At 37.5% G+C, this 25216-nt stretch carries 26 protein-coding genes; 15 read left to right on the forward strand and 11 right to left on the reverse strand.

Annotated elements, in window-relative coordinates; genetic code table 11:
* Nucleotides 1–2 precede the first annotated feature (2 nt).
* Entirely contained in the window at nucleotides 3–638 is a 636-nt protein-coding gene (locus ACN9MR_RS04760; RefSeq protein ID WP_426328473.1) for a hypothetical protein, read from the reverse strand.
* A 344-nt stretch (nucleotides 639–982) separates the two neighbouring features.
* Here ACN9MR_RS04760 and ACN9MR_RS04765 point away from each other — a divergent pair, with 344 nt between their 5' ends.
* The 7 genes from ACN9MR_RS04765 to ACN9MR_RS04795 all read left to right on the forward strand — a co-directional run bounded on the left by ACN9MR_RS04765 (nucleotide 983) and on the right by ACN9MR_RS04795 (nucleotide 7456).
* A complete protein-coding gene (locus ACN9MR_RS04765; RefSeq protein ID WP_426328474.1) occupies nucleotides 983–1633 on the forward strand; it encodes an ABC transporter ATP-binding protein in 651 nt (216 codons plus the stop codon).
* A 50-nt stretch (nucleotides 1634–1683) separates the two neighbouring features.
* Entirely contained in the window at nucleotides 1684–2163 is a 480-nt protein-coding gene (locus ACN9MR_RS04770; RefSeq protein WP_426328475.1) for a hypothetical protein, read from the forward strand.
* A 1-nt stretch (nucleotide 2164) separates the two neighbouring features.
* Nucleotides 2165–2773 (forward strand): HAD family hydrolase, encoded by a 609-nt coding sequence (locus tag ACN9MR_RS04775; protein WP_426328476.1) that lies wholly within the window; start codon nucleotides 2165–2167, stop codon nucleotides 2771–2773.
* A gap of 2 nt (nucleotides 2774–2775) precedes the next feature.
* Nucleotides 2776–4320: a S41 family peptidase gene (locus ACN9MR_RS04780; protein WP_426328477.1), complete on the forward strand. Its 1545-nt coding sequence runs from the start codon at nucleotides 2776–2778 to the stop codon at nucleotides 4318–4320.
* Nucleotides 4321–4467: 147 nt separating this feature from the next.
* Nucleotides 4468–4734, forward strand: a complete 267-nt coding sequence (locus ACN9MR_RS04785; protein ID WP_029277171.1) for a hypothetical protein — start codon at nucleotides 4468–4470, stop codon at nucleotides 4732–4734.
* A 51-nt stretch (nucleotides 4735–4785) separates the two neighbouring features.
* Nucleotides 4786–5880, forward strand: a complete 1095-nt coding sequence (gene dprA / locus ACN9MR_RS04790; RefSeq protein ID WP_426328478.1) for a DNA-processing protein DprA — start codon at nucleotides 4786–4788, stop codon at nucleotides 5878–5880.
* A gap of 214 nt (nucleotides 5881–6094) precedes the next feature.
* The gene (locus tag ACN9MR_RS04795) at nucleotides 6095–7456 is read left to right on the forward strand and encodes a pyridoxal-phosphate dependent enzyme (protein ID WP_029277167.1); all 1362 of its coding nucleotides are present in this window, start codon (nucleotides 6095–6097) and stop codon (nucleotides 7454–7456) included.
* Between the two features lie 164 nt (nucleotides 7457–7620).
* Here the strand turns inward: ACN9MR_RS04795 and murA are convergent, their stop codons facing one another.
* The 6 genes from murA to ACN9MR_RS04825 all read right to left on the reverse strand — a co-directional run bounded on the left by murA (nucleotide 7621) and on the right by ACN9MR_RS04825 (nucleotide 14138).
* The gene (murA, locus tag ACN9MR_RS04800) at nucleotides 7621–8946 is read right to left on the reverse strand and encodes a UDP-N-acetylglucosamine 1-carboxyvinyltransferase (RefSeq protein WP_426328479.1); all 1326 of its coding nucleotides are present in this window, start codon (nucleotides 8944–8946) and stop codon (nucleotides 7621–7623) included.
* Nucleotides 8947–9032: 86 nt separating this feature from the next.
* Nucleotides 9033–9725 carry a DUF4290 domain-containing protein gene (locus ACN9MR_RS04805; protein WP_426328480.1) on the reverse strand — a complete coding sequence of 231 codons (693 nt, stop codon included), beginning with the start codon at nucleotides 9723–9725 and terminating at the stop codon, nucleotides 9033–9035.
* 411 nt (nucleotides 9726–10136) lie between these two features.
* Nucleotides 10137–10634, reverse strand: a complete 498-nt coding sequence (locus ACN9MR_RS04810; RefSeq protein WP_426328481.1) for a SixA phosphatase family protein — start codon at nucleotides 10632–10634, stop codon at nucleotides 10137–10139.
* On the reverse strand, nucleotides 10627–11658 hold the full coding sequence (locus tag ACN9MR_RS04815) for a glycosyltransferase family 9 protein (RefSeq protein WP_426328482.1): 1032 nt from the start codon (nucleotides 11656–11658) through the stop codon (nucleotides 10627–10629). Before ACN9MR_RS04815 ends, ACN9MR_RS04810 begins: the two co-directional genes overlap by 8 nt.
* Before the next feature lie 72 nt (nucleotides 11659–11730).
* Entirely contained in the window at nucleotides 11731–12333 is a 603-nt protein-coding gene (locus ACN9MR_RS04820; protein ID WP_426328483.1) for a DUF4254 domain-containing protein, read from the reverse strand.
* A gap of 128 nt (nucleotides 12334–12461) precedes the next feature.
* Nucleotides 12462–14138, reverse strand: coding sequence for a helix-hairpin-helix domain-containing protein (locus ACN9MR_RS04825; RefSeq protein ID WP_426328484.1), 1677 nt, complete (start codon nucleotides 14136–14138; stop codon nucleotides 12462–12464).
* An 88-nt stretch (nucleotides 14139–14226) separates the two neighbouring features.
* Here ACN9MR_RS04825 and ACN9MR_RS04830 point away from each other — a divergent pair, with 88 nt between their 5' ends.
* Nucleotides 14227–14853: a hypothetical protein gene (locus ACN9MR_RS04830; protein ID WP_426328485.1), complete on the forward strand. Its 627-nt coding sequence runs from the start codon at nucleotides 14227–14229 to the stop codon at nucleotides 14851–14853.
* Between the two features lie 125 nt (nucleotides 14854–14978).
* On the opposite strand, the gene sppA is transcribed toward ACN9MR_RS04830, so the two are convergent.
* On the reverse strand, nucleotides 14979–16745 hold the full coding sequence (sppA, locus tag ACN9MR_RS04835) for a signal peptide peptidase SppA (RefSeq protein WP_426328486.1): 1767 nt from the start codon (nucleotides 16743–16745) through the stop codon (nucleotides 14979–14981).
* Nucleotides 16746–16785: 40 nt separating this feature from the next.
* On the opposite strand from sppA, the gene folK reads away from it, so the two are divergent.
* Nucleotides 16786–17292: a 2-amino-4-hydroxy-6-hydroxymethyldihydropteridine diphosphokinase gene (gene folK, locus ACN9MR_RS04840; RefSeq protein ID WP_426328487.1), complete on the forward strand. Its 507-nt coding sequence runs from the start codon at nucleotides 16786–16788 to the stop codon at nucleotides 17290–17292.
* 351 nt (nucleotides 17293–17643) lie between these two features.
* Here folK and pssA read toward each other — a convergent pair whose 3' ends face one another.
* Together pssA and rho are read right to left on the reverse strand one after the other, a co-directional pair.
* Nucleotides 17644–18336: a CDP-diacylglycerol--serine O-phosphatidyltransferase gene (gene pssA / locus ACN9MR_RS04845; protein ID WP_426328488.1), complete on the reverse strand. Its 693-nt coding sequence runs from the start codon at nucleotides 18334–18336 to the stop codon at nucleotides 17644–17646.
* 86 nt (nucleotides 18337–18422) lie between these two features.
* Nucleotides 18423–20162, reverse strand: a complete 1740-nt coding sequence (gene rho, locus ACN9MR_RS04850; protein WP_426328489.1) for a transcription termination factor Rho — start codon at nucleotides 20160–20162, stop codon at nucleotides 18423–18425.
* A 425-nt stretch (nucleotides 20163–20587) separates the two neighbouring features.
* Between rho and pyrF the strand changes: the two genes are divergently transcribed.
* From pyrF to ACN9MR_RS04880, 6 genes are all read left to right on the forward strand, one after another.
* Nucleotides 20588–21418, forward strand: a complete 831-nt coding sequence (gene pyrF / locus ACN9MR_RS04855; protein WP_426328490.1) for an orotidine-5'-phosphate decarboxylase — start codon at nucleotides 20588–20590, stop codon at nucleotides 21416–21418.
* 169 nt (nucleotides 21419–21587) lie between these two features.
* Nucleotides 21588–21842, forward strand: a complete 255-nt coding sequence (locus ACN9MR_RS04860; RefSeq protein ID WP_426328491.1) for a hypothetical protein — start codon at nucleotides 21588–21590, stop codon at nucleotides 21840–21842.
* A complete protein-coding gene (locus ACN9MR_RS04865) occupies nucleotides 21833–22003 on the forward strand; it encodes a hypothetical protein (protein WP_426328492.1) in 171 nt (56 codons plus the stop codon). The genes ACN9MR_RS04860 and ACN9MR_RS04865 overlap by 10 nt, the downstream gene beginning before the upstream one ends.
* Nucleotides 22004–22180: 177 nt before the next feature.
* On the forward strand, nucleotides 22181–23473 hold the full coding sequence (locus ACN9MR_RS04870; RefSeq protein WP_426330215.1) for a DUF2851 family protein: 1293 nt from the start codon (nucleotides 22181–22183) through the stop codon (nucleotides 23471–23473).
* A gap of 52 nt (nucleotides 23474–23525) precedes the next feature.
* Complete coding sequence (locus ACN9MR_RS04875) at nucleotides 23526–23741, forward strand: hypothetical protein (RefSeq protein WP_029277138.1); 216 nt, start codon at nucleotides 23526–23528, stop codon at nucleotides 23739–23741.
* 134 nt (nucleotides 23742–23875) lie between these two features.
* Nucleotides 23876–24094, forward strand: a complete 219-nt coding sequence (locus ACN9MR_RS04880) for a PspC domain-containing protein (RefSeq protein ID WP_047799560.1) — start codon at nucleotides 23876–23878, stop codon at nucleotides 24092–24094.
* Between the two features lie 117 nt (nucleotides 24095–24211).
* Here ACN9MR_RS04880 and ACN9MR_RS04885 read toward each other — a convergent pair whose 3' ends face one another.
* Entirely contained in the window at nucleotides 24212–24868 is a 657-nt protein-coding gene (locus tag ACN9MR_RS04885) for an ankyrin repeat domain-containing protein (RefSeq protein WP_426328493.1), read from the reverse strand.
* Nucleotides 24869–25216: the final 348 nt, after the last annotated feature.

The raw sequence follows: 25216 nt of genomic DNA on the forward strand, positions 1-25216 counted from the left end.
CCTTACTGACCTCTCTCATATTTAAAATACATTAAAAGACCATAAACAATGTGCAATACACCAAAGCCAAAAGCCCAAAAAATTAAGCCATAACCTACGTAAAACATGCAGATTAATCCAAGTATTACCTCGCAAAGCCCCAGGTAGCGAATGTCGCTGTAAGTATATTTACTGGCATTAATAAGTGCCAAACCATAAAAAATTAAACAGCTTGGTGCAACAATAGCATAAGTATTCGGATGGTTAATCAATAAAGCAATAATAAACAAACCTCCAGCAGCCAGCGGAATAAATAAGTTGATTAAAAGTGATTTAGAAGTTTTGTCCCAGATTGGAAGATTGTTTTTCTGACTTTTTCTATAGGTGAATAAAATTCCACCAGCCAAAGCAATCACCAAAACAAAAATACCAAGTTTTACCAAGTTAAACTCCAGATCCATTTCTCCATCAACGCCATAACCGTAACCGCGTTTGTTAATGAATTTGTTAATTTCATCGTTGGCAAAGTAGGCCCCAATTAAAGCGATAACGCCTGCAAAAACACCAGATAAACCGCTCAAAGAAATAAATCTCGATGACCTGTCCATCATTTGTCTGATATCTTTTAAGGCATTTAATTGTTCTTCTTGAGTGCTCATTTTAAAAGTGCTTTGTTTTTCAAAGTTAAGTAGAAAATTGATATATGCAAATCTTTTTTTGTTTTTAATTGGTTGATGCTAATGGCCAGACAGCTCATGGTTAGATAGTTTATAGCCTGGGTGTTTAAGAAATACATTTATGAATTACCAATAATTAATTGCCAATGGGTTATCGCCTGTTGAACTATCGCTAAAGGACTACTCAAATTAGGAACTAATTAATTTGGACTAATCAATGGACTAAAAACTGGTATACTATTGGCTATTGAACAATTAGACTATTAACCAATAAACCATTGGCCATGAACTATTGAACTAACCAACCATTTTATTAAATTTGAAGCATGCTAAAAGCCACTGGAATAAGAAAATCGTACGGAAATCTACAAATTTTAAAAGGCGTAAATTTTGAAGTGCAAAAAGGGGAGATTGTAAGTATTATTGGGCCATCTGGCGCAGGTAAAAGTACTTTATTGCATATTTTAGGGACACTTGATAAACCTGATGATGGATCTGTAGAATTAAAAGGTACGATTATAAATAGATTGAATGGCGATTTGTTGAGTACTTTTAGAAATCAGAACATCGGTTTTGTATTTCAGTTTCATCATTTGCTGCCAGAATTTAGTGCCATTGAAAATATCTGCATTCCGGCATTCATAGCCAAAACCAATAAAAAACAAGCCGAAAGCAGGGCATTTGAACTGTTAGATCTGTTTGGACTAAAAGATAGGGCCCAGCATAAACCCAATCAGCTCTCCGGCGGTGAGCAGCAACGCGTAGCCATTGCAAGAGCGCTGATCAATAATCCTTCAATTATATTGGCTGATGAACCGTCAGGGAATTTAGACTCTGAAAATGCAGCCGGATTACATCAGCTGTTTGTAAGTTTGCGCGATAATTTCCATCAAACCTTTGTAATTGTTACGCACAATGAACACCTTGCAAAAACCAGCGACCGTGTAGTAAGCATGAAAGATGGCTTAATTGTATAAGGTCATGTTCATTTGATCATTCACTAATTTATTCATTCAATAATTATATCTTGAAAATACTGATAACAGGAGGGAACAATGCCAAGGCTTTGAAGCTGATGAAAGCGTTTCCCAGTCATTTTGTTTTACTTGCCGATTATGGCGATGTTCCAGGGATCGTAACTGAAAATTATGCTTTTTCGTCACTGGGTCAGCTAAATAAAGATAGTATAGCTCATATTCTATTAAATTTTTGTATTACTGAGTCCATAGATTGTATTATCCCCTTGCACCATGATGAGCTTGAGCCACTGGCTAAATCTGCCGTGCTTTTTGGAGAGTATGGTATTCAGGTTTTACTGCCAGATGCTGATGTAATTGCGGATTATGTAGCTCAAGAAAAACAGTCTTTCCAAAATTTTGCAGTGTTTATTCACGGCGATCGGATTTTTTCAACCGAAGAAGGTTCTATACCTGCAAATGTATCTCCTAAATTAAATGGGGTATTTGGTTATAACAGTACTGGTGATTTAAAACTTTTTACAATTTAATATGGATGCATATCAATATGTGAAAGACAAGCAGATCGTAATTTTTGAATTGGACGATGTGCTATTTCCAGAAAAAGATTATTTGTTACAGGTTTATTATCTGTTTGCACAGTTTATAGAATATACCGAGCAGAAAAGTGCGCAGCCTGTTATCGAATTTATGCGTGCAACATACGAAGGTAATGGTACTGAAAAACTTTTTGAGAAAACGGCAGATCAGTTTGCCATCGATATGATGTACAAGCATAATTTTGATCTTCTACACCAGAATGCCCGTTTACCTTTAAAACTTTTGCTTTATAAAAATATGCTCGAGTTTATGCAGGAACTTGTGATAGACCGCAAACAAATATTTATTGTAACTGCCGGTAACCCAGAGCAACAACTCAATAAAATTAAGCAGACAGAGTGGAATGGATTAGAACAATATCTTACCGTATATTTTGCTGAGGAGTTAGGCTTAACTAAAGCAGAAATTTTTCAGAACATATTAAACAGCAACAATTTATCGCCTAACCAGGCGTTAGTTGTTGGAGCAAATAAATTTGATGAGCAACAATCTAAATTAATTAATTTGCCGTATATTGTGTCACTAGAAATTTACAGATAAATATGCTTAGAAAATTTATTTCGCAAAATACATTTTTGTGTGCTTTGCTTATTGTGGTTGGGTTTACGGTATCGTGTAAAAAATCGAATAATAATCCTGATGCTGATACTGATGCTGGTGAATCGAATTTGCTGCAAACACCAACCAGCGATCGGGCACTGCTCACTAAAGACTCTATCTTTCTGTACGCCAAACAAACTTATTATTGGAATAAAAGCTTGCCAAGTTACGATAGCTTCAATCCAAGAACTTTTTCATCCAATGAGAAATTGCTGTATGCAATGACTCAGATTGCAATTAATCCGCAAACAAACAAACCATATGAATATGTAGAACGGTCAACGTCTCCTAAATATTCTTTTATAGATGATGGTTCTGTTGCTGGTCAGTTGGGAGGGGTGAACGGTGATTTTGGATTTTCGGTGTTTTTTGCAGGAGATAACGATTTGAGGATTAAATATGTTTATGCTGCATCACCTGCGGCCGGTCAGGGACTAAAAAGAGGATATCAGATTACAAAAATTAATGGCAGTTCAGATATTAATACCAGTGATGCCAGTATTAATTATGTGGTAAATGCCATTTTTGGCTCCAGCACAACAGTTGCATTAACGGTCTTAAAACCTGACAACACGACTCAGGAGGTTACCGTAACTAAGGCCGAATATAATGTTAATCCGATATTATTTAGTAAAACATATACCGTTGGTGCTAAAAAGGTAGGATATATTGTATTTAACACATTTACAACAAATTCTGCACCTTTATTAGATAAGGCTTTTACTCAATTTACTACAGATGGTATTACCGAACTAATTGTAGATTTAAGGTATAATGGTGGCGGATCGGTACAAACATCAGAGGCCTTTACCAACCTAATTGCACCTTCTGCCCAAAACGGTAGAGTAATGTATACCACTTACTGGACTCAAACCATGCAAGACAATAAAGCTACAATTCTTCAAAACCAAAAGTTTTATGCTACGGGCAGTGATAATGTTACCCGTTTGTATTCGTATTTCGATTATCCATATGTTCCAACCGTAGCTGCAAATAACCAGGAGGTTTTCGCTAAACGTGGTTCGCTTAATGGCTTAGCAAGGGTTTATTTTATTGTTACCAAAGGCACTGCATCTGCGAGTGAGCTTTTAATTAATAATTTGAAACCTGTAATGGATGTTAAATTGGTAGGCAAGAAAACTTATGGAAAACCTGTTGGCTTTTTCTCTATCCGTATTGATAAAAATGATTTATACATTCCACAGTTTGAAACTAAAAACCAATTGAATCAAGGTGGTTATTTTGATGGAATGGCTGTTGATAAAGACATTGCTGACGATGTAACCAAAGATTTTGGAGATACCTCAGAAAAAATGCTGGCTCAGGCTTTATACTATTCTGCCAATGGTAGTTTTTCATCTTTACTTAAAGATAATACCATTAGCAGTACCTCACCGCTATCTAAAACACAGGTTGATGATCTTTCAGGCAAGATGGATCATGAATTTAAGGGCATGGTTGAAACTAGAAAGCTGAGGTTTAAATAATTAACTTAGACTTTATACTAAAAAGGCCAGTTTTGTATTTCAAATCTGGCCTTTTCTACGTGATTATTGCATTATTTGAGAAAATATTGTTGTTTTTTTTATAAAAAATTGATAAGCTTGTTTAACATTAATCGTTAAAGAGACACCATGCCAATAGAAATTGTAGAAAAGGAACATATTAGTTATTTAAACATCATCAATGCAAAAGAAGATCATACTACTGAATTAAAAACAAAACTTGATGAAGCGCAAAGGCTGGGTAATGAGTTTAAATCGAAAGCCGTCATTACTTTTAATACTACCATTGGTCCAAAACGTGTTGATACTACAGTTTGGGCTGTTACAGAAAAATATATACAGCTAAAGAATAATATTCATATTCCGTTAAAAAGTTTAATCGATATTGATTTTTAAGCTTGCTTTAAGGAAATAAATCATCCCGCATTTATTTAACCTTAACAGATCATGAGCATGCTCCATAAAATTGCCTTAACTTTTATTAAATCTATCGGCCCGGTAACGGCCAAAAATCTTCTTGCCTATTGTGGAAACGCCGAAAATGTATTTTCTGCAAGCAAAAAGCAGCTTTTGCAAATTCCGGGTGTTGGAGAGAAAACAATTGAAGCCATTCGTAGTACCGATGCTCTGGTAAGGGCCAGGCAAGAATTGGATTTTATCGAAAAACATGGAATAGAAGTACTGTTTTTCGCTGATGAAAAATATCCTAAAAGGTTAAAGAACTGCATCGATTCACCCATACTGCTGTACGCCAAGGGTACAGTCGATTTTAACCACCAGCGCATCATCAGCATTGTTGGAACCCGTAATGCAACAAGCTACGGAAAAAATCTCTGTAAGGAATTGTGCGAAGTTTTAGCACCCTACAATGTTTTGATCGTGAGTGGCTTGGCTTATGGTATTGATATAACTGCGCATAAAGAGTGCTTGGTAAATAATATTCCTACCGTTGGGGTGCTTGGTCATGGCTTAGATCGAATGTATCCAAAAATTCATAAAACGATTGCTCAAAAAATGGTTTTGAACGGGAGCCTGCTCACCGAATTCCCAATCCTAACCAATCCGGATCGGCCTAATTTTCCACAAAGAAATCGGATTATTGCAGGGATTGCTGATGCTACCATTGTAGTTGAAGCATCAATAAAGGGAGGCGCCTTAATTACCGCAGAAATCGCAAATTCTTACAATAAAGATGTTTATGCTTTTCCGGGCAGAACAAATGATGTTTTTTCGGAAGGCTGTAATTTCCTGATTAAAACCAATAGAGCCGGATTGATAAATAATGCTCATGATCTGATTTATTACCTGGGTTGGGATGATGAGGTTGGAGAAAAGAAAAAGGAAACGCAAACCACGCTACGCCTTAGCCTTACCCCTAACGAGCAGCGGGTTGTTGATGCATTACAAAACGGCCAACTTTCTATAGATGAGCTTTGCATTCAATTGAATATACAGCAAAGTAAACTGGCAATCGTAATCCTTACATTAGAGATGCAGGGGATTATTGTTTCGCTACCAGGGAAAATTTACAAGTTGGGGTAATGAGGACCAGATATTAGATTTCTCCATCCCGTTTCTCTACAGTCGAAATGACGAATCTACTTTCGAAATTGCGTTTTGCCCAATAATCAATCTATAATGCCTATCATAATTATAGATTATGGAATTAAATTCTTTAAAATTTTAATTTTCGAAATTATGTTTCAAATAAAATATAGTTTATAAAATACTTAATGCCATTGCTTAATTTTGCAACATGTGGTACAATAATATTTTAGAAACCATTGGCAACACGCCATTGGTAAAATTAAATACGATAACAAAAGGAGTTCCAGGAACAATTCTGGCGAAAATAGAGACTACTAACCCGGGCAATTCAATTAAAGACCGTATGGCGGTTAAAATGATCGAAGATGCCGAGAAAAGCGGTAAACTAAAACCAGGTGGAACAATTATAGAAGGAACATCCGGAAATACAGGTATGGGCCTGGCGATGGCGGCCATTATTAAAGGTTATAAATGTATTTTTACCACTACTGATAAACAATCGAAAGAAAAAGTTGATGCTTTACGTGCCTTTGGTGCCGAAGTAATCGTCTGTCCTACAAACGTTGAGCCTGAAGATCCCCGTTCTTATTATTCTGTTTCTTCGCGTTTAGAGCGCGAGGTGCCAAATTCATGGAAACCTAATCAATATGATAACTTAGCCAACTCACAGGCTCATTATGAGCAAACTGGTCCTGAGATATGGGAGCAGACAGAAGGAAAAATTACCCATTTAGTAGTTGGGGTGGGTACTGGTGGAACCATTTCCGGCACCGGGAAATATTTGAAAGAAAAGAATCCAAATATTAAAGTCTGGGGAATCGATACATATGGCTCGGTTTTCAAGAAATATAAAGAAACAGGCATATTTGATAAGGATGAAATTTATCCTTACATCACAGAAGGTATTGGCGAAGATTTTCTTCCGGCAAACGTAAATTTTGATGTGATCGATCTATTTGAAAAGGTTACAGATAAAGACGCAGCTTTAATGACACGCGATATTGCACGTAAGGAAGGTATTTTTGTAGGTAACTCTGCCGGTGCTGCCATTGGCGGATTAATTCAGTTAAAAGATAAACTTAAGCCCGAAGATGTTGTTGTCGTTATTTTTCACGATCATGGCAGCCGCTACATGGGTAAAATGTATAATGAAGATTGGTTACGTGAACGCGGATTTTTACAGGACGAAAAATTAACCGCTAAATCTATTCTGGCTAAAAAAGAAAGCACAGAGATTGTAACGCTCGATGCACAAAAATCTGTGCTTGAGGCCATCAATACCATTAAATCGATGAATATTTCGCAAATTCCGGTAACGCAACAGGGAATGATTGTAGGTAAAATTGCAGAGAGTGATATTTTAAGTGCGTTACTTGAAAATCCAGGCTTAAAATCGGCGCCGATTTCAGAAATTATGACCGCTACTTTTCCATTTGTTGATTTGAACACCTCAATTGATAAAATTTCTTCATTGATCAATAAAGAAAACTCGGCTGTATTGGTAGAAGATGAATCTGGAAAGATCGAAATTATTACACAATACGATATTATTAATGCAATATCAGGGTAGGAGCTAAGATGGAGTATTCCGAGGTCGTCACCCTGAATTTATTTCAGGGTCTTAAAAAGTGACCAAAATAAAAAACGTCCGGGTAATAATTACCCGGACGTTTTTATTTATGCTATTTTCGCTTTGGGTTTTACCTTAAACCCTCCACCTCTAAACCTTCTGCCTTAATGGCTCGGCGCATCAGCATTTACACGCTTAATCTGCGCACCTAAGGCACGCAAACGGGTGTCGATATCCTGATAGCCACGTTCAATTTGTTCGATGTTATAAATGGTCGATTTACCTTCTGCAGATAAAGCTGCAATTAATAATGAAACTCCAGCCCTAATGTCAGGAGAAGTCATACTGATTCCACGAAGTTTATATTTTTTGTCAATACCATTAACGGTAGCGCGGTGTGGGTCGCATAAGATGATCTGAGCTCCCATGTCGATCAGTTTATCCACGAAGAATAAACGGCTTTCGAACATTTTTTGGTGGATTAAAACATTCCCTTTTGCCTGTGTAGCTACAACCAGAACAATACTTAATAAATCAGGTGTAAAACCCGGCCAGGGAGAATCGGCAATGGTTAAAATCGAGCCATCTATAAAAGTATCGATTTCGTAATGTTTTTGAGAGGGAATATAAATGTCGTCGCCCCGGCGCTCCAGTTTAATGCCCAGTTTTTTAAATACCTCCGGAATTACACCCAGTTCATCATAACAAACATTTTTAATGGTAATCTCTGATTCTGTCATGGCAGCCATACCGATAAATGAGCCAATTTCGATCATATCAGGTAACATTCTATGTTCTGTTCCGCCTAAAACTTTAACACCTTCAATGGTTAACAAGTTAGAGCCAATGCCCGATATTTTTGCTCCCATGCGGTTAAGCATTTTGCACAATTGCTGTAAATAGGGTTCGCAGGCCGCATTGTATATCGTAGTAGTGCCTTTTGCTAAAACAGCCGCCATTACAATATTTGCTGTGCCGGTTACCGAAGCTTCATCCAACAAAATGTAAGCACCCTGTAAATTGGTTGCATCTACATTAAAGAAGGCTTTTTTGCTGTCGTAAACGAATTTTGCGCCTAGTTTCTCAAAACCAATAAAGTGGGTGTCTAACCTTCTGCGGCCAATTTTATCACCACCCGGTTTCGGAATGGCTGCTTTACCAAAACGCGCCAACAGTGGCCCAACAATCATAATTGACCCGCGTAAGCCACCACCTTTCGATTTAAAAGTATCAGATTCAAAGAAATTCAAATCAATATTTTTAGCTTCAAAGGTATAAGTGTCTTTATTGATGCGCTCAACGGTAACACCTAAATCGCCAAGTAATTCAATCAGTTTGTTAACATCCTTAATGTCGGGAATATTACTGATGGTTACTTTCTTTTCGGTCAGCAATACAGCCGATAAAATCTGTAAAGCCTCATTCTTGGCTCCCTGAGGGGTAATTTCGCCTTTTAATTTAATTCCGCCTGTTATTTCAAATGCGTTCATATATTTTTAGTATCAAGTATAAAGTATCAGGTATCAAGATTGGGCGGATGTTTTAACCTTCCGCCTTCTGCCTTTAACCTTCAACCTTAATATTTAGGTTTATTGTTATTGTTGCGTTGACGGTTATTATTGTTGTTATTATTTTGACGGTTTTTTCCGTTGTTGTTATTGTTGTTGCTTCTGCCCCGGTTATTGTTGTTGTTATTGCTTTGACGAGGGTTTTGCGCTCTAAATTCTACTTTGGCCAGGTTAACGCCTTCATCAAGTGATAATAATCCACCTGAAAGATACTTTAAATCCTTAATAATGGTATCATCACTTACATTATCTTTATTCCAGGTCACATAAGCCATTTTCATAAAGTTTGCGATGCTTTGAACCATTGCCTTTTTAATTTCGGCATTTTCTTCGCGCATGGCTTTTTCGATCAGATTCTCAACCGTTTTACCATAGTGTTTGTATGTAATTCTTTGCTGAGGATAGGCCAGTGGCGCTGGCTTAATGTAAGCATTCTCGATTAATGGCTTAGGATAAGGACTGTCTACGTCTATCTGGTAGCCAGAAATAATGTGCAGGTGATCCCAAAGTTTATGCTTAAAATCGGCAACATCACGTAAATGTGGTTGCAAAAAACCCATCAGGTCGATAACCGCCTGGGCATATTTATTACGTTCTTCAATGGTAGGTAATTCGCAGATATACTTTACCATATTTTGTACGTTACGGCCATATTCCGATAAAATTAAATGGCTACGCGTAGTATTATAGTCAAAACTCATGTTCAGATAAATTAATGGATAAATTTTCTGGCGATACGAATTATGAAATAACCAGAAGAGTTTAGGTTATGAATTCACCGAAATGTCTATTGCCAGATTTTCGTTTTATATAGTCAAAGGTAATAAAATTATCTCATTAGAGATAATGAAGATAATTAAGTGGGCGATTTTTTTTGGAAATGTTCCTTCAGTAGTACTTGGCTTCTTCAGTCCCGTTATTCGCTATAGCCCCGATGAAGGATCGGGGGCTGCCGCTGCTACCGGGTTTATTTAACTGTGGGTTGTGCTTGTCGGGAAAAGCCTTCCCAGCGCCAATGGGCTAAAGCCGTTTTAAGTATTTATGCAGTTGGCTGAAGCCAAACTGTAATGAATTTAGTCTTAATGAGCTTAATTCCTTAATGGTAAAAAGCCTTAAATCTCGTCACTATTTTTCGGGTAATCAAAAAACACCAATTCTCCGGTACCTTTGCTTACCATTTGCCACGAATCAAAAGGAAAAGAAATTAATACCATGCCTGCAGTAGGAATGTTGTAAATATCTGCATCGCATAACTCGTTCGCAAAATCTGTAAAACCGGGGTTATGACCAAACATCACCACATGGTCTGCGCCATTATTTAACCCGTTAACCACTTTAAGCAGGGCTCTGGTATTGGCTTCGTAAATAGATTCTTCAAATTGGATATGGTCTATATTGTAGGCTTCTGCAAAGTATTTAGCCGTAGATTTGGCTCTTTTCGCCGGACTACTTACAATCAGATCTAATTTGAATCCTTTATTAACCAATCTTTCTGCCATTTCTGGTGCATTTTCTTTGCCACGTTTGTTCAGCGGTCGGTCGAAATCTTTTAAATCTAAATTTCCCCAATCCGATTTACCGTGACGAACCAAAAGTAATTGCTTAGCCATTTAATTTCTCTTTAATTTTATCTACAATTGTTTCAGGCTTAATTAAGTCTATACAGTTTTCAACACCGCAAAGGCAAGGTTTGTTTCCATAAATAGAATTTGGCCTGTTAGGGTGATCAATCTGGATACAATCGCTTTCCAATTGCCCGTAGCCCAAAAAGCCAGCATACGGATGTGTTGGTCCCCAAATAGACACAACAGGTATACCAACAAGTGATGCCATATGCATGCCTGATGAATCCATACTTAACATTAAATCCAGGTTTGAAATAATGGCAAGTTCTTCCGTTAAGTTAAAATTACCGATTAAATTATGAGCTCTTTTATGCGTTTCAGCCCATTTTTTGGCTATTTCTTGTTCTATTTTACCACCACCAAATATGAAAAGTTCATAACCCGATCCACTTAATGAGGCAATTACATTTTCCATTTTTTCTAAAGCATATATTTTATAAACATGCTGTGCAAAAGGGGAGATGCCTATTTTTTTTGTGGCTTTATTAGTAAATAAATTTTGTGCATCTGCTGGAATTTCCTGAGGAGATTTAGCTAATTTATGACTTAGCTTAACACTAAATCCCAATTCGCGAAAAACATCGGCATAACGCTCTACCGTTTTACGGAGGGGCTTGAAAACTTTGTTATTGCTACGTGTTAATCTCTTTTTCTCAGCTCTTCCTTTATCTATCCGCCTAATTTTTGTTCCGGTTAAACGAAAGAACGTAGAAATTGCCCTGCTCCTTAAATTATCGTGTAAATCGGCTATTGCATTTGGTTTATAACTGCGGAGTTCCTGATAGAGTTTGTATAAACCATCAATTCCTTTATGAACGGTTTTAGGCTCGATGGGATGGAAGATCAGGTTCGGAATGCGATCAAAAAATGGCCTAAAAGCAGGTCTGCTCACCATGATAATCTCTATCTTGGGGTTCTGCTCTGAAAATTCGCGTAAAACAGAGACAACCATGGCCACATCGCCCATTGCCGAAAAGCGTAAAACAATAATTTTTTGGGTTGCGGCCATAATGTTTTACCACGAAGGCGCAAAGAGCATCAAGGCATTCTTTGTGTTCTTCGTGTCTTTGTGCTTGGTTATTTATGCTTTATTATACAATACCGGATTTAAACTCGGGTCGTTGTACATTTTCATTTGCTTGTATACTTTCATGTATTTTTTGCCTGCCTCAATATCTGCCAATAATTCATCAATACTGGTTGAAAGATCTTCGCGTTGCGATAACAATACATTTAATTTCGCCTGGCATTGTGCGCGGTGCTCAACCGAGGCACTTTCGCGTTCAGCCTCTTCCTGCATATGGTAAATTTTTAGCGCAAGTATAGAAAGCCTGTCTATCGCCCATGCAGGGCTTTCTGTATTGATTTTAGCATCCGGTAAAGCTGAAATTCCCTGATAAAGATTTAAGAAATAACCATCAATAAACTCAACCATATCGGTACGTACCTGGTTTTGAGCATCGATACGTCTTTTCCAGCTCAAACCTTCAACAGGATCAATTTGAGGGTTACGTACCACATCTTCCATATGCCATTGTGCCGTATCGATCCAGTTTTTAACATAAAAGAGATGTTCTAAACTTTCGGCATCATATGGGTTTTCAACCGGATGGTCAATATCATCAAACTTATGGTAGTCTGTAATTACTTGATTAAATATGCGGTTGGCAATTTCACTTATCATGGGGCAAAGATATTAAATAGATTGATTTTTTCCTGACGGGTTGATTACACAGATTTAAAGATTACACCGATTTATTTGTGAGATTTAAAACAGGATGCTTCAGGGGCTTTTTCCCTAAACCCTAAACCCTAAACCTTTCTACTATTAAAATACGCTGTTATCTCCTCTAAAGTAAAAGCATTCAAACATTTATCGGCACTTAAGCCACCTTTGCGGGCAACTAGAATACCATAATGCATATCATGGAAACCTTCGGTACGATGGGCATCTGGATTTACAGAAAGTAAAACGCCTTTTTCTAAAGCATAGCGGTGCCAGCGCCAATCGAGATCCAAACGTAAGGGATTCGCATTGATTTCGATCACCACCTTATTTGCCGCACAGGCATCGATAATCTTTTTATAATCTATCGGGTATCCGGCTCTGCTTAACAATAAACGGCCTGTTGGATGTCCTAAAATGGTGGTATATGGATTTTCAATAGCTTTTAACAAACGTGCGGTTGCTTTTGCTTCGTCCATGCGTAAATTGCTGTGCACGGAAGCCACTACAAAATCGAATGTTTTTAAAATATCATCCGAATAATCCAATGAGCCATCACTTAAAATATCGCTCTCAATACCTTTGAAGATTTTAAAGGGAGCAAGTTTTTTATTCAGCTCATCAATTTCCTGGTGTTGTGCAAAAACACGTTGCTCGTTTAAGCCTTTCGCATAAACGGCAGTTTTAGAGTGATCGCATATTCCTAAATACTGAAGATTTAAGTTTTCTTTACAATATACAGCCATTTGCTCCAGGGTGTGTACGCCATCGCTCCAGGTAGAGTGGTTGTGCAAACTGCCCTTTAAATCTTCATATTGGATTAAGGCGGGGAGTTTATTAGCTTTCGCCAGTTCAATTTCATCAAAATCTTCACGAAGTTCAGGAACGATGAAAGATAAACCTGCTTTGCTGTAAATTTCTTCTTCATTTGTAAAAGGACCATTACCTGCTAATGCCAACACCTGCTCTACATGTTCGGTATTTCCTGTGTGTTTAAACCATTGTAAATAAAATTCAGCTTTTTCAACTGCATAAATTTTTATTCTGAAGCCAGCTTCAGTAGTGCAGATGAAAGCATTTTCCGCTTCAATCAGCGAGAGTGCTTCGAAAGCAGGCAAGTTTTGTTTAAGGGCATCAATTTGTTCAGCACCGATCACAATTTCCAGTTCATCGATAATCTCACAGGCGCGGCGGTACTGGCCAGCAAAACCCAAAAGCGCAGCATTATCAATTTTTGCTGTCCAATCAGCAAGCTGTGTAAATAAAGTTTTGGCAAAACCTTCAACTTGCGCATACAAAAACCGGCCGTTGGCCGCTAATTTAAATTCAATGGCATTCTTAATTTCTTCCTGGGTTTTTAAACCAAAGCCCTTGGCTTCAATTAAGCGGTTTTCGTTACAGGCATAATACAATTCACCAATACTTTCTATTCCTAAGGTACGCCAGATAATAAATATCTTTTTCGGTCCGATGCCCTTTATGGCCAGCATTTCTACTATGCCCTCAGGCGTTTTCTCCAGAATTTCGTTAAGCTCTTTTAATTCTCCTGTTTGGAGAAGTTCAATGATTTTGGAAGCCAGTCCTTTACCGATACCTTCAATTTTGTCCAGCTCATCTAAAGGTTTATCTTTTAAAGCAAAGGGTAATTTATCTACCTTAAAATAGGCATTTGCAACAGATTTAATTTTGAAGGGATTTTCTTCATGCAGTTCCATAAGCTGCGATAAAAGGCGTAAGGTGCGGGCGATGGTCTTATTTTCCATAAGGGGTAAAATTAGGAAATAATGCCTCAAATCCTTCCTGTGCTCATAAAATTAAAACACAAATTTATTAATGTGTTGTTTTACAATCATGAAATCTATAAAATTTGCCCTCTTGGGATTAAGTATGAGTGTAGCTGCTTGTCAATCTGCCAGTAAAACAGATCACAACACCGATTCGGTAAGTAATTTAGCATCAGCGCCAACGCAAAGTGTTGATGAGCGCTTCCTGGTCGTTGCTGGCCGGTCGATTGGAGAAATTGCACTTGGAGACGATATGGAAGGGGTAGGTAAAAAATTAGGCAGGCCAAATGCCGGCGAAGCCGCAATGGGGAAAGCCTGGGGGATTTGGTACAGTGATGATTCTACCGGTAATCACCGCAACGAAATTGCTGTATATTCTTCTTATCGGGATACCAGTATGCGTGTAAAAGATGTAAAACAGGTTAGGATTACCTCCGATAAGTTTAAAACAAAAGATGGCTTGGCCACTGGGAGTACTTTGGAAGATGTGAAATTGAAGTTCCCAACCATTGAAAAACTTTCTGCCTATTTAAATGAAGATAAAGATACCGTTACGGTTTACGATGCCAGGAAAGATGGGATCGGCTTTGAATTTTTAAAAGGGAAAAGTATTTCCTTAACAGTTCACCAGGTGAATATTCCGGTTAATGCAACTTATCTTACTTTGCATCCAGAATGGAAGGTGATAAAGTAGGAAAGATGTGAGATCGGAGATTTGAGACGTGAGATGAATAATTTATATAAACCTCGCAGGTTTAATTTGTTTTTAAATGGCTCCTTGAGGGCTGAAGCCGTTTAAAAACCTGCGAGGTTTAATTATTATTTAATTACGGCTTCGAATGGCATTCTGGCCTGAATGCCAGAGCTTGCAATCACCTTTTTCATTTGTTGGTAAAGCATGTAGTTATCGCCAAGTTCCTGTTTGGTGTAATAGGTTTTAATCCTGTCTGTACCTTCATCCATTAACGATTTCCATGGATCAACTACATCCGGATATTCTACAATCTTATAATTCTTTAATTTAGCTTTTTTAGCAGCTGCCTTAATGGCATCGTTAAAACTTCCTATTCTGTCAGCCAGACCAATTTGAACGGCATCTGTACCGATCCAAACGTGCCCACCACCAATGCTATCAATATATGCTTTGCTTTTCTTTCTGCCATCGGCCACACGGCTTACAAAACCGCTATAAATTCTGTTTAATTCATTCTGGATAATGAATCGTTCACCAGCAGTCATAGGGCGGTTGGTGGCCATAATATCTGCGTATTTACCGGTTTTAACGCCATCAAATGTAATTCCCAATTTGTTGGTCATTAAATTTTGGAAGTTCGGAATAATACCGAATACACCGATTGAGCCTGTAATGGTATTCGGCTGCACAAAGATACTGTCTGCAGCGCAACCAATATAATAACCGCCTGATGCGGCAACATCGCCAAACGATGCGATAACCGGTTTTTCTTTTTTGGTTAATACAATTTCTCTCCAGATCACATCCGAAGCCAGGGCGCTACCGCCAGGAGAGTTTACACGTATCACAACTGCTTTAATATCATCGTCTAAGCGTGCTTTTCTAATTGCCCTGGAAATACGTTCCGAACCGATCTGATTATCTGAACCTTCGCCGCCACTAATTTCGCCATTGGCATAAATTACGGCCACTTTATCTTTTCCTTCTCCAGTATCTGTATTGTTTTTGGCATAATCGTTAATCGTAACGGAACGGATATTTTCACCCCTTGTTCTTCCAGATAATCCCTTCAGTTCTTCTAAAATCTGATCTTTATACTTCAGGGCATCGATCATTTTAAAGTTTACTGCATCTTGTGGCTGCTGCACTTTGTAATTATCAGCTATGTTAAAAAGACTATCTTTTTGGATATTTCTGCTTTGCGCAATATCGGTTAAAAAAGTATTGTACAAACCACCAACATAAGCTGTAACCTGTTTGCGGTTGTAATCGCTCATTTTATCTAAAATAAATGGCTCTACAGCGCTTTTGTAGTTCCCCACGCGGATAACCTGCATTTCTACACCAACTTTTTCTAATGTTCCTTTAAAGAAAGTTAATTCAGAGCTAAAGCCTTTAAATTCTAAAGCACCTTCGGGATTTAAATATACTTTATCAGCTACAGAAGCTAAGTAATAAGCGCCTTGCGTATACACTTCGCTGTATGCAATGATTTTTTTGTGAGATTTTTTGAAATCGATCAACGCATTCCTAACCTCGCGCAACGTTGCAAAACCTGCATTCGGACTGCTCACATTCAGGTAAATACATTTAATATTATCATCTGTTTTGGCTTTTTGTACTGCTTTTAAAAAATCGTTTAAGCCAATCCCATCTTTTTCTTCACCACCAACAATTGGCAGGTTTCCGAATGGATTTTTGGGTGTACGTTCTGTAATAGCCTGGTCTAGATTTAAGAATAGTACCGAATTGTTAGACACCACAACGGTTTTGTCGCTATCAATAGAAGATATTAAACCCACAACAACTACGAAGCAGATCACAAATACAATTATTATTGATAAGAAAAAGCCCAACATAGAGGCAAATAAATACTTAAAGAATTCTCTCATTTAAATGTTTTAATTTTGTGTTGTAAAGATATAAAAATACATGATGCTTAATAAAGCTTTAGAGTACAGCACAGCTTATTTGTTACTGGGTGGAAATTTAGGTGATAGGGAGGCGAATTTAAAAAAAGCCATCGAACTATTGAACGATAAAGTTGGTAATGTGATAGCCATCTCATCTCTTTATGAAACCGCTGCATGGGGCAAAACCAACCAGCCTGCTTTTTTAAATCAAGCTGTAAGTTTACAAACCCGTTTACCAGCACTTGAAGTTTTAGAACGTGCATTAAGTATCGAACAGGAATTGGGCAGGGTAAGGAAAGATAAATGGGGAGAACGGTTAATTGATATCGATCTGATTCTTTTTGGAAATGAAATTATCAATATTCCGGATAAACTTCAGGTACCTCACCCACATATGCAGGATAGAAAATTTGTAATGGAGCCCCTGGCCGAGATTGCGCCCGAAGTGGTGCATCCTGTACTGGGAGAAACGATGCTCGATATTTGCAGAAATATTACAGATCCGCTTGAGGTTAAAAAGCTTTAATGTATCAAGTTTCTAATGTCTACCGAGGCGACCAAGGTTCTGTGGGCTTTTCTTTCCTTATCAATGCTATTAAGTTAAGCGTATCGTTGTCACCCTGAGGGATAATTTATTTTATAAACTTGATACAAATAATAGTGAATTTTAAGAAGATAACAGTCTCGAAGGATCGTCGTTTCGACCGTAGTGGAGAAATCTTTTAATTTGGCTTCAATAATTTGCTTCAAAGATCTCTCCATTCCGTTGCACTCCAGTCGAGATGACGAACTTGTATTGGAATCTCTGTCATTGATAGGCGCAGTCGAAGATTACTAAAGCTTTATAAATCAAAACACAGATATCCTTGTACTAGCCTCAGGGTAACTTATTTGGAGTCGCACCCCTAAAATGCAATACCGATAAAGCAATATACAATACCAGGACAAAAGGAATTGCTGCAAATTTTAGAAAAGCAATTAATATAGCCGATAGGGTGAGGAAGATGAATTTTATTTTGTTTTTCGCCCAGCTTAAATCGCTGAATTTTAAAGAGAATATTTTGATTTCGCTCACCAGTAAAAAACTTGTAATTGCTGTAATGGCAATCAATAAAATACTGGAAGCAATAACCTGTGGATAATCGTTGGCAATAAAAGGCAGAGAACAGATAAACAAAGTATTCATAGGCGTATTCAAACCAATAAAATCTTCTGTTTGCCTTGCATCGTTGTTAAATTTGGCCAGTCTAAGTGCCGAAAAAACAGTAATGATAAACCCAAGGTAAGGAAGGTATTCAGATGAATAATCGCTTGCCTTTAATAACTGAAACATGATTACCCCGGGCAAGAACCCAAAACTTACCATATCTGCCAAAGAATCAAGATCTTTTCCAATTGCCGATTTTACATTTAATAAACGCGCAACCATACCGTCAAAAAAATCGAAAATTCCAGAGAAAATAACGAAATATGCTGCGGTTTCTAAATTGCCTTTAAATGCAAAAACGATTCCGATACAGCCTGAAAAAAGGTTTGCACAGGTAATCGCATTAGGGAGAAGCTTTTTCATGAGGTATAGGGTATAAGGTTTACGGTGTAAGGTTTAGATCCGAATAGGAACCTTAAGCCTTACACCCTTTACCTTCCAGCCTTAAATTAGCTGTTCATCGAAATTAAGAACTCTTCGTTACTTTTTGTTCCTTTTATTTGAGATTGAACAAATTCCATCGCTTCTTGACTGTTCATATCGGCAAGGTGGTTACGTAAAATCCATACGCGCTGTAACGTATCTCTGTCGTGCAATAAATCGTCGCGACGTGTACTTGATGCTGTGATATCAATAGCAGGGAAAATACGTTTGTTAGATAATTTACGGTCTAACTGAAGCTCCATGTTACCCGTTCCTTTAAATTCTTCGAAAATTACCTCATCCATTTTAGAACCTGTATCTGTTAAAGCGGTAGCTAAAATGGTTAATGAGCCACCATTTTCGATGTTACGTGCCGCACCAAAGAAACGTTTTGGTTTGTGTAAAGCATTTGCATCAACACCACCTGATAATATTTTACCAGATGCTGGTGCCGTTGTATTGTAGGCTCTGGCCAAACGGGTGATCGAATCCAAAAGGATTACTACGTCGTGTCCACTTTCTACCAAACGTTTCGATTTCTCTAAAACAATGTTGGCAATTTTAACGTGGCGTTCAGCTGGCTCATCGAAAGTTGAGGCAATTACCTCAGCCCTTACGCTACGTGCCATATCAGTAACCTCTTCCGGGCGCTCATCAATTAATAAGATAATTAAATAAACTTCCGGGTGGTTTTTAGCAATTGCATTGGCAACCTCTTTCAATAAGTTGGTTTTACCCGTTTTAGGCTGTGCTACAATTAAACCACGCTGTCCTTTACCAATCGGAGTAAATAAATCCATAATACGGGTAGAATAGTTGTTGGTATCCGTAAATAGGTTTAATCTTTCGGTTGGGAAAAGTGGCGTCAGATAATCGAAAGGAACACGGTCGCGAACTTCTGCAGGGATTCTGCCGTTAATGGTTTCTACGCGAACCAATGGGAAATATTTTTCGCCTTCTTTTGGCGGACGGATGCTACCTTTTACAGTGTCACCGGTTTTTAAGCCAAAAAGTTTTATTTGAGACTGAGATACATAAATATCATCAGGAGAAGTTAAATAGTTGTAATCTGCTGAGCGTAAGAAACCGTAACCATCAGGCATAATTTCTAAAACACCCTCATTTGTAATTACATTATCGAAATCTAAGTTAGAATAACTGTTTTCGTTTTTGTGGTGATTGCCACCGCCCGGTTGTTTTTGCTGGCGGTTTTCATCGCGTTGTGGTTTTTCCTGCTTTTCTTTAGGCTCTTGTTTTTGTTTCGGAGCTACCGGAAGTACTTCTGCACTTTCTTCTATTAAAGCTGAAATTGGTTTTACACTTTCTTCGGCTTCAATAATTCTGTCTGGTTGTCTTTCCGGCTGTTGTTGATGCTGAGGCTCGTCAAATAACGTTACAGCATCTCTTCTTCTTTCAATTGGCGCTACAGGCTCATCTTTCGTTAACCTTGCTCTTTTTTTAACAGGCTTGTCGGTTGTAGTAGCAGCAGGCTTATCGGCTACCACTGTAGAAGCAGCTGCAGCAGCTGCGGCAACTTTTGGTGCTTTTGCAGCTTTGGTTTTAGGTGCAGGAGTAGCTGCAATAGGTTCGATTTCGCTATAAGGGTCTGCGCCGGCTTTAGCAGCATTTATAATTTCTTGTTGGTGTAAAAGTACTTCAACAAGGTCGATTTTTCTTAGGGAGTCGGCACCTTCAATGCCATAGCTTTTTGCTAGCTCACGTAATTCTGTTGTGAGCTTATCATTTAATTCTGTTTTACTAAACATTCTAAATATATATGTTTCAAGAAATTTTTCATTTGTTTATAACGGATGTTTTCTGTTATAAATCTACACAGGCTTAAATATATTTGTGTTAGTGTAGGCCTGGCAGTTTCATTGTGTATAAATTCTTAAGGCTATAAAACATTAAATGAGTTCATTATGGAAAATGCTCAAATTGTTTCATAATTGTTTATAAGCTGAATAAAAAGCAAAATGTGCTTTTAAAAAATGGTAACAAAAAACAAGTCTTGATAAATTTTTCTGGGATATTCAGATAAACGGTTGAGAAATTATGTTGCAATTGTATGTATTTGAAACGTAATCTGCAAGCAAAAGTTTAAAATGTTTATAAAAATAATTAATGTGAGCATTATTTTGTCGCTCAGAAAACTTAAAAATCTTCATATTTGCAGCAAATAAGCCCATATATGACAAAGCAACAACTTTTCGAGCAGATACAAAAAAAACGTTCATTTTTATGTGTCGGATTAGATTCTTCGTTAGATAAGATACCAAAACACTTATTGAAATATGAAAATCCGATTCTCGAATTCAATAAACAGATTATTGATGCAACCAAAGATTTGTGCGTAGCTTATAAACCTAATACTGCGTTTTATGAGTGCTATGGAAAGAAGGGGTGGGAAACCTTAATTGAAACCTGGAAATATATTCCGCAGGATATTTTTTCTATTGCTGATGCCAAACGTGGCGATATCGGCAATACTTCTGCCATGTATGCCGAAACGTTTTTCAATGCCGCATCATCAGATATGAGTTTCGATTCGGTTACCGTAGCACCTTATATGGGTAGCGATTCGGTAACACCTTTTTTAACTTTTAAAGATAAATGGGTAATTCTTTTGGCTTTAACCTCGAATGCTGGTCATGCCGATTTTCAATTGCAGGAAATTGGCGAAGATAAACTTTTCGAAAAAGTACTTAAAACATCGCAAACCTGGGCTACAGATGAACAGATGATGTATGTGGTAGGCGCAACCCGTGGCGCTGCTTTTGGTGATGTACGTAAATTAGCGCCAAATCACTTTCTTTTGGTGCCGGGTGTTGGCGCACAGGGAGGAGATTTAAATGAGGTGTGCAGGTATGGCCTAAATTCGCAATGCGGGTTGCTGATTAATTCTTCGAGAGGAATAATCTACGCCAGCCAGGGGGAGGACTTTGCAGAAAAAGCCAGGGAAGAGGCGTTAAAACTTCAAAAAGAAATGGAGCAGATTTTGCTTAAAGCTGGCCTAGTATAAAAAACTTAATATTGCGGTTGTTACTTTTAGAAATAATTTTATCGTATGCAGTCCAATATTAATGACGTATATAATTGATTATTTTGCCTATGATGTAGCTAATATTGATTAGGTTAATTGCTTTTTCTTTGCGTAAAAATCCTTAAATTTAATTGTTTAAATCTGGCCTATGACTAACCCTTTTGATAATATAGACTTTAAGTCCTTACTTGAGCATGTAAAAAACCTTTCAGCTGCCGAAAAAAAAGAACTGATGCAGGTTTTAAATCAGGGCCAGCTTCCGGTGCTTAATGAAGAGAAGGTAGCTTATGTAAAGACACCCGCAACGCATACTTCTTTTGATGCGAAGTGGGAGGAAAGTTTATCGGCTTCTGAATTTAAAGCAGCAGCCATTGAGCATATTAATACCTTGCCTTGGAAATAGTACGTTTCAGTCCCCCGGTTTTGCTTTATCTTAATGAACTGGTTGATGTGCTTTTTTACGAAAACTATTTCATTATCCGCGAAAGTGCTATAGATTATGTTATCAGATTGATTGATATTGCTGAAAGTAAAATTGTGAAGAAGCAACTACAGTGCTCCTAAGGCTATTTCTCATCATGGCAGTTGGCTTATCCATTTTAATATCAGTCAGAAAACAACCTGGTACTTTGTATTCGAAAAAAGTGAGGATCGTTATTTGGTTACCTATGTTTTTAACAACTACTCCAAAGAAGCTCAAAATTTAAACTTATAAGTTAGTTATAGCTAAATAAATTCATTATCTTCAAAAATGAATTTTCAGAAGATTTTCTTCATTATGTATGGCAATTCAGGTCGTTTGATTATAGCGGGCTGCAAACCACTGCTGGAGAAAACTTGAAAATTATAAATCCAGGCTTGCTAAACAAAAATGCTGGTCCGGATTTTTTTAACGCGAAAATCGAAATTGGCGATACCACATGGGCTGGTAATGTAGAAATTCACCTCAGGTCGTCAGATTGGTTAAAACACAACCATCAGATTAATCCCGCCTACGAAAATGTAGTGTTACATGTTGTTTATGAGCATGATGCGGAAATAAAAAGAATAGACAATACTGTTTTGCCCGTTTTGGAATTAAAACACCGTATCTCTGCCGATCTCATCAAAAAATATGAAAACCTATTTCTCACACTAACTGATTTTCCTTGCATTGCACAAATTGGAACAGTAGATCCATTAATTGTCGATTCCTTTTTATCGAGAACCCTAATTGAGCGCTTTGAGCAGAAAACGAAAGCCGTTACAGAAACCTTAAACGAATTAAATGGAAATTGGGATGAGACTTTCTACCGTTTCCTGGCGCGTAATTTTGGCTTTAAAATAAACGCCCTGCCTTTTGAGCTGTTTGCTAAAGCGGTTTCGCAACAAATTTATGCCAAACACAAAAATAACCCAAACCAAATAGAAGCACTGGTTTTTGGTGCCGCTGGTTTTTTAAATGACCAGTTTGAAGAGGAATACCCTAAAAAACTAAAGGCCGAATTCCAGTTTCTTCGAAAGAAATACAATATTAAACCTATAGAAGTTTCGATGTGGAAATTTATGCGGATGAGGCCACAAAACTTTCCTACGATCAGATTGGCGCAATTTGCAGCATTAATTGTAAAAGCCAATCATCTTTTTTCTAAAATTATGGAGATCAAAGATATAGCCCAATTGCATGCTTTGTTCGAAAACCTGCCCGTAAACGATTACTGGAAAACACATTATCATTTTAAAAAAGAAACTTCTGGTGTAAATACACAAATTGGGAAAACATCCGTTGATAATGTTTTGTTAAATACCGTGGCTTTGTTTTTATTCGCCTATGGTAAACACACGGCTACACAATACTTTATTAGCAGGGCAATAAAATTGTTGGAGCGTTTGCCAGCTGAGCAAAATGCCATTACAGATAAATTTACCGGGGCAGGGGTGAAGATGGATCATGCATTTGCTTCGCAAGGAATTTTGCAGCTTAAAAAGCAATACTGCGATGAGAAAAAATGTCTATATTGTGGTATTGGAATTAAAATTTTAAAGCAAGCCTAACCAGATGCTGATTTCAAACAAAACTTTCTACCTTATAATCTGTTTTTAAATTATGGAATTTCCACATGAGCTAAAAGAACTATATCCTAATCAGATTATCGAGGTTAGGGGTAATGCCGATGCCTTAACTGTTATTTTAAACAAAGATGTCGATATCCATAAATTTAAGGCAGAACTGATCAAAAAGTTTTCAGGACTGGAAGAACAACAAACGCTTTTTATTAAACACGAGGATAAACAGGATTTCGAAAAATTGGTTTTGGAATAATTGAGATCGGATATGCTATTGAAAATTTAACCGATTATTATTGCTAAATTAGAGTTTGGAATCAAATTATGATTTCGGTTTCCAATGATTTTATCTTGTGGTATTGTTATTAAGATTTTTAAAATAAGCTTAAAATGTTCCAGAGAATTATAACCTATTTTGAACAACAGAGTTTTGGCGTTTCTACTTATTTGGCTAACAAGCTGAACATGAGCACAGCGAAAGTCCGTTTGTTTTTTATTTATTCGTCGTTTTTAGCGGTAGGTTTTCCAATACTATTTTATTTTTTAGCAGCTGTTGTGCTCGATATCAGGACCTATATGAAAAGAATGCGGTCGAGGATTTGGGAATGATTTCAGTTAACAGTACGAGTTTGTAGTATATGAACTGAAAACTGTTTAATAGGCAATTAACAGTATCCGGTTTGCAATTGATTAAACTGAGAACTGAAAACTTCCAACTGAAACTGTCTAGTCATCGTCTCTTAAAATCTCTGCAATTTCATTAAAGCCTTTTTCTGCGGCTAAATCTGCGGGTAGTTTTCCGCCTTCCATGCGCAAAGAAACCTCTGCTCCGTGTTCTAACAATAAAATGATCAATTCTATATTTCCCAATTGTGCGGCGGTATGTAAGGGTGCCAGGCCTGCCTTCTGACAAACATTCGGATAGGCGCCAGCATCTAACAGGATTTTAGTGATATTGAAATTATTAGCTGCAACTGCCGAGTGGATCGGAAATACATTAAATCCATTTTTTGATGGCAGGTTAACATCCGCACCTTTCAAAACTAAAAAACGGGCAAGATCTTCATGGCCGAAATAACAGGCTAAACCTAGCGGTGTAAATCCATCTTCCGAAAATTCATTTATACTATTAGGATTTTGAAATATTAATTGCGACGCTGCATCGAATTTTCCTACTGCACAAGCTTCGAACAAGGTTAGGTCATCTACAAATTCGACAATTAAATCAGCAATCTCCTGTTTTTTATAATAACAGGCCAATAACAACGGCGAAATGTGATGAGAAGTGTCAACATTTGCCAATTTTGGATTTTCAACCAAAATTTCTTTTACTGCTTGTAAATTTCCAGCTTCAATTTGTTCTTCGAGTTGCGTTATGCCCATAATATTGTTTCAAAAATCGCTTTAAATTAACAAAAATTAAGAAATTGTAAACTTTAATGCCTAAATATATATAGTGTAAGGCAAATTAGCAAGAATCAAACCTCACAGGTTTTTAAAACCTGTGAGGTTTCGCAAACCCCAGCATTACAGACGCAGGTTAAATAAACCTGATAGAACAATCCCGACGTAAAGAAGTCGGGAGAAGTGATAGCAGGACTATCATAACCGAAATGAGCCGAACCCTGCTTTTCAAAGTAATATGAACCAGCTTTCACCTGAGTTCATTTAAGCATTGGTTACCATTAATTAATATGGGCGTTACCCAAGCTGCGCAAGGGTCGGGCTTTG

Source organism: Pedobacter sp. R-06 (genome assembly GCF_049913135.1).
GTDB lineage: Bacteria > Bacteroidota > Bacteroidia > Sphingobacteriales > Sphingobacteriaceae > Pedobacter.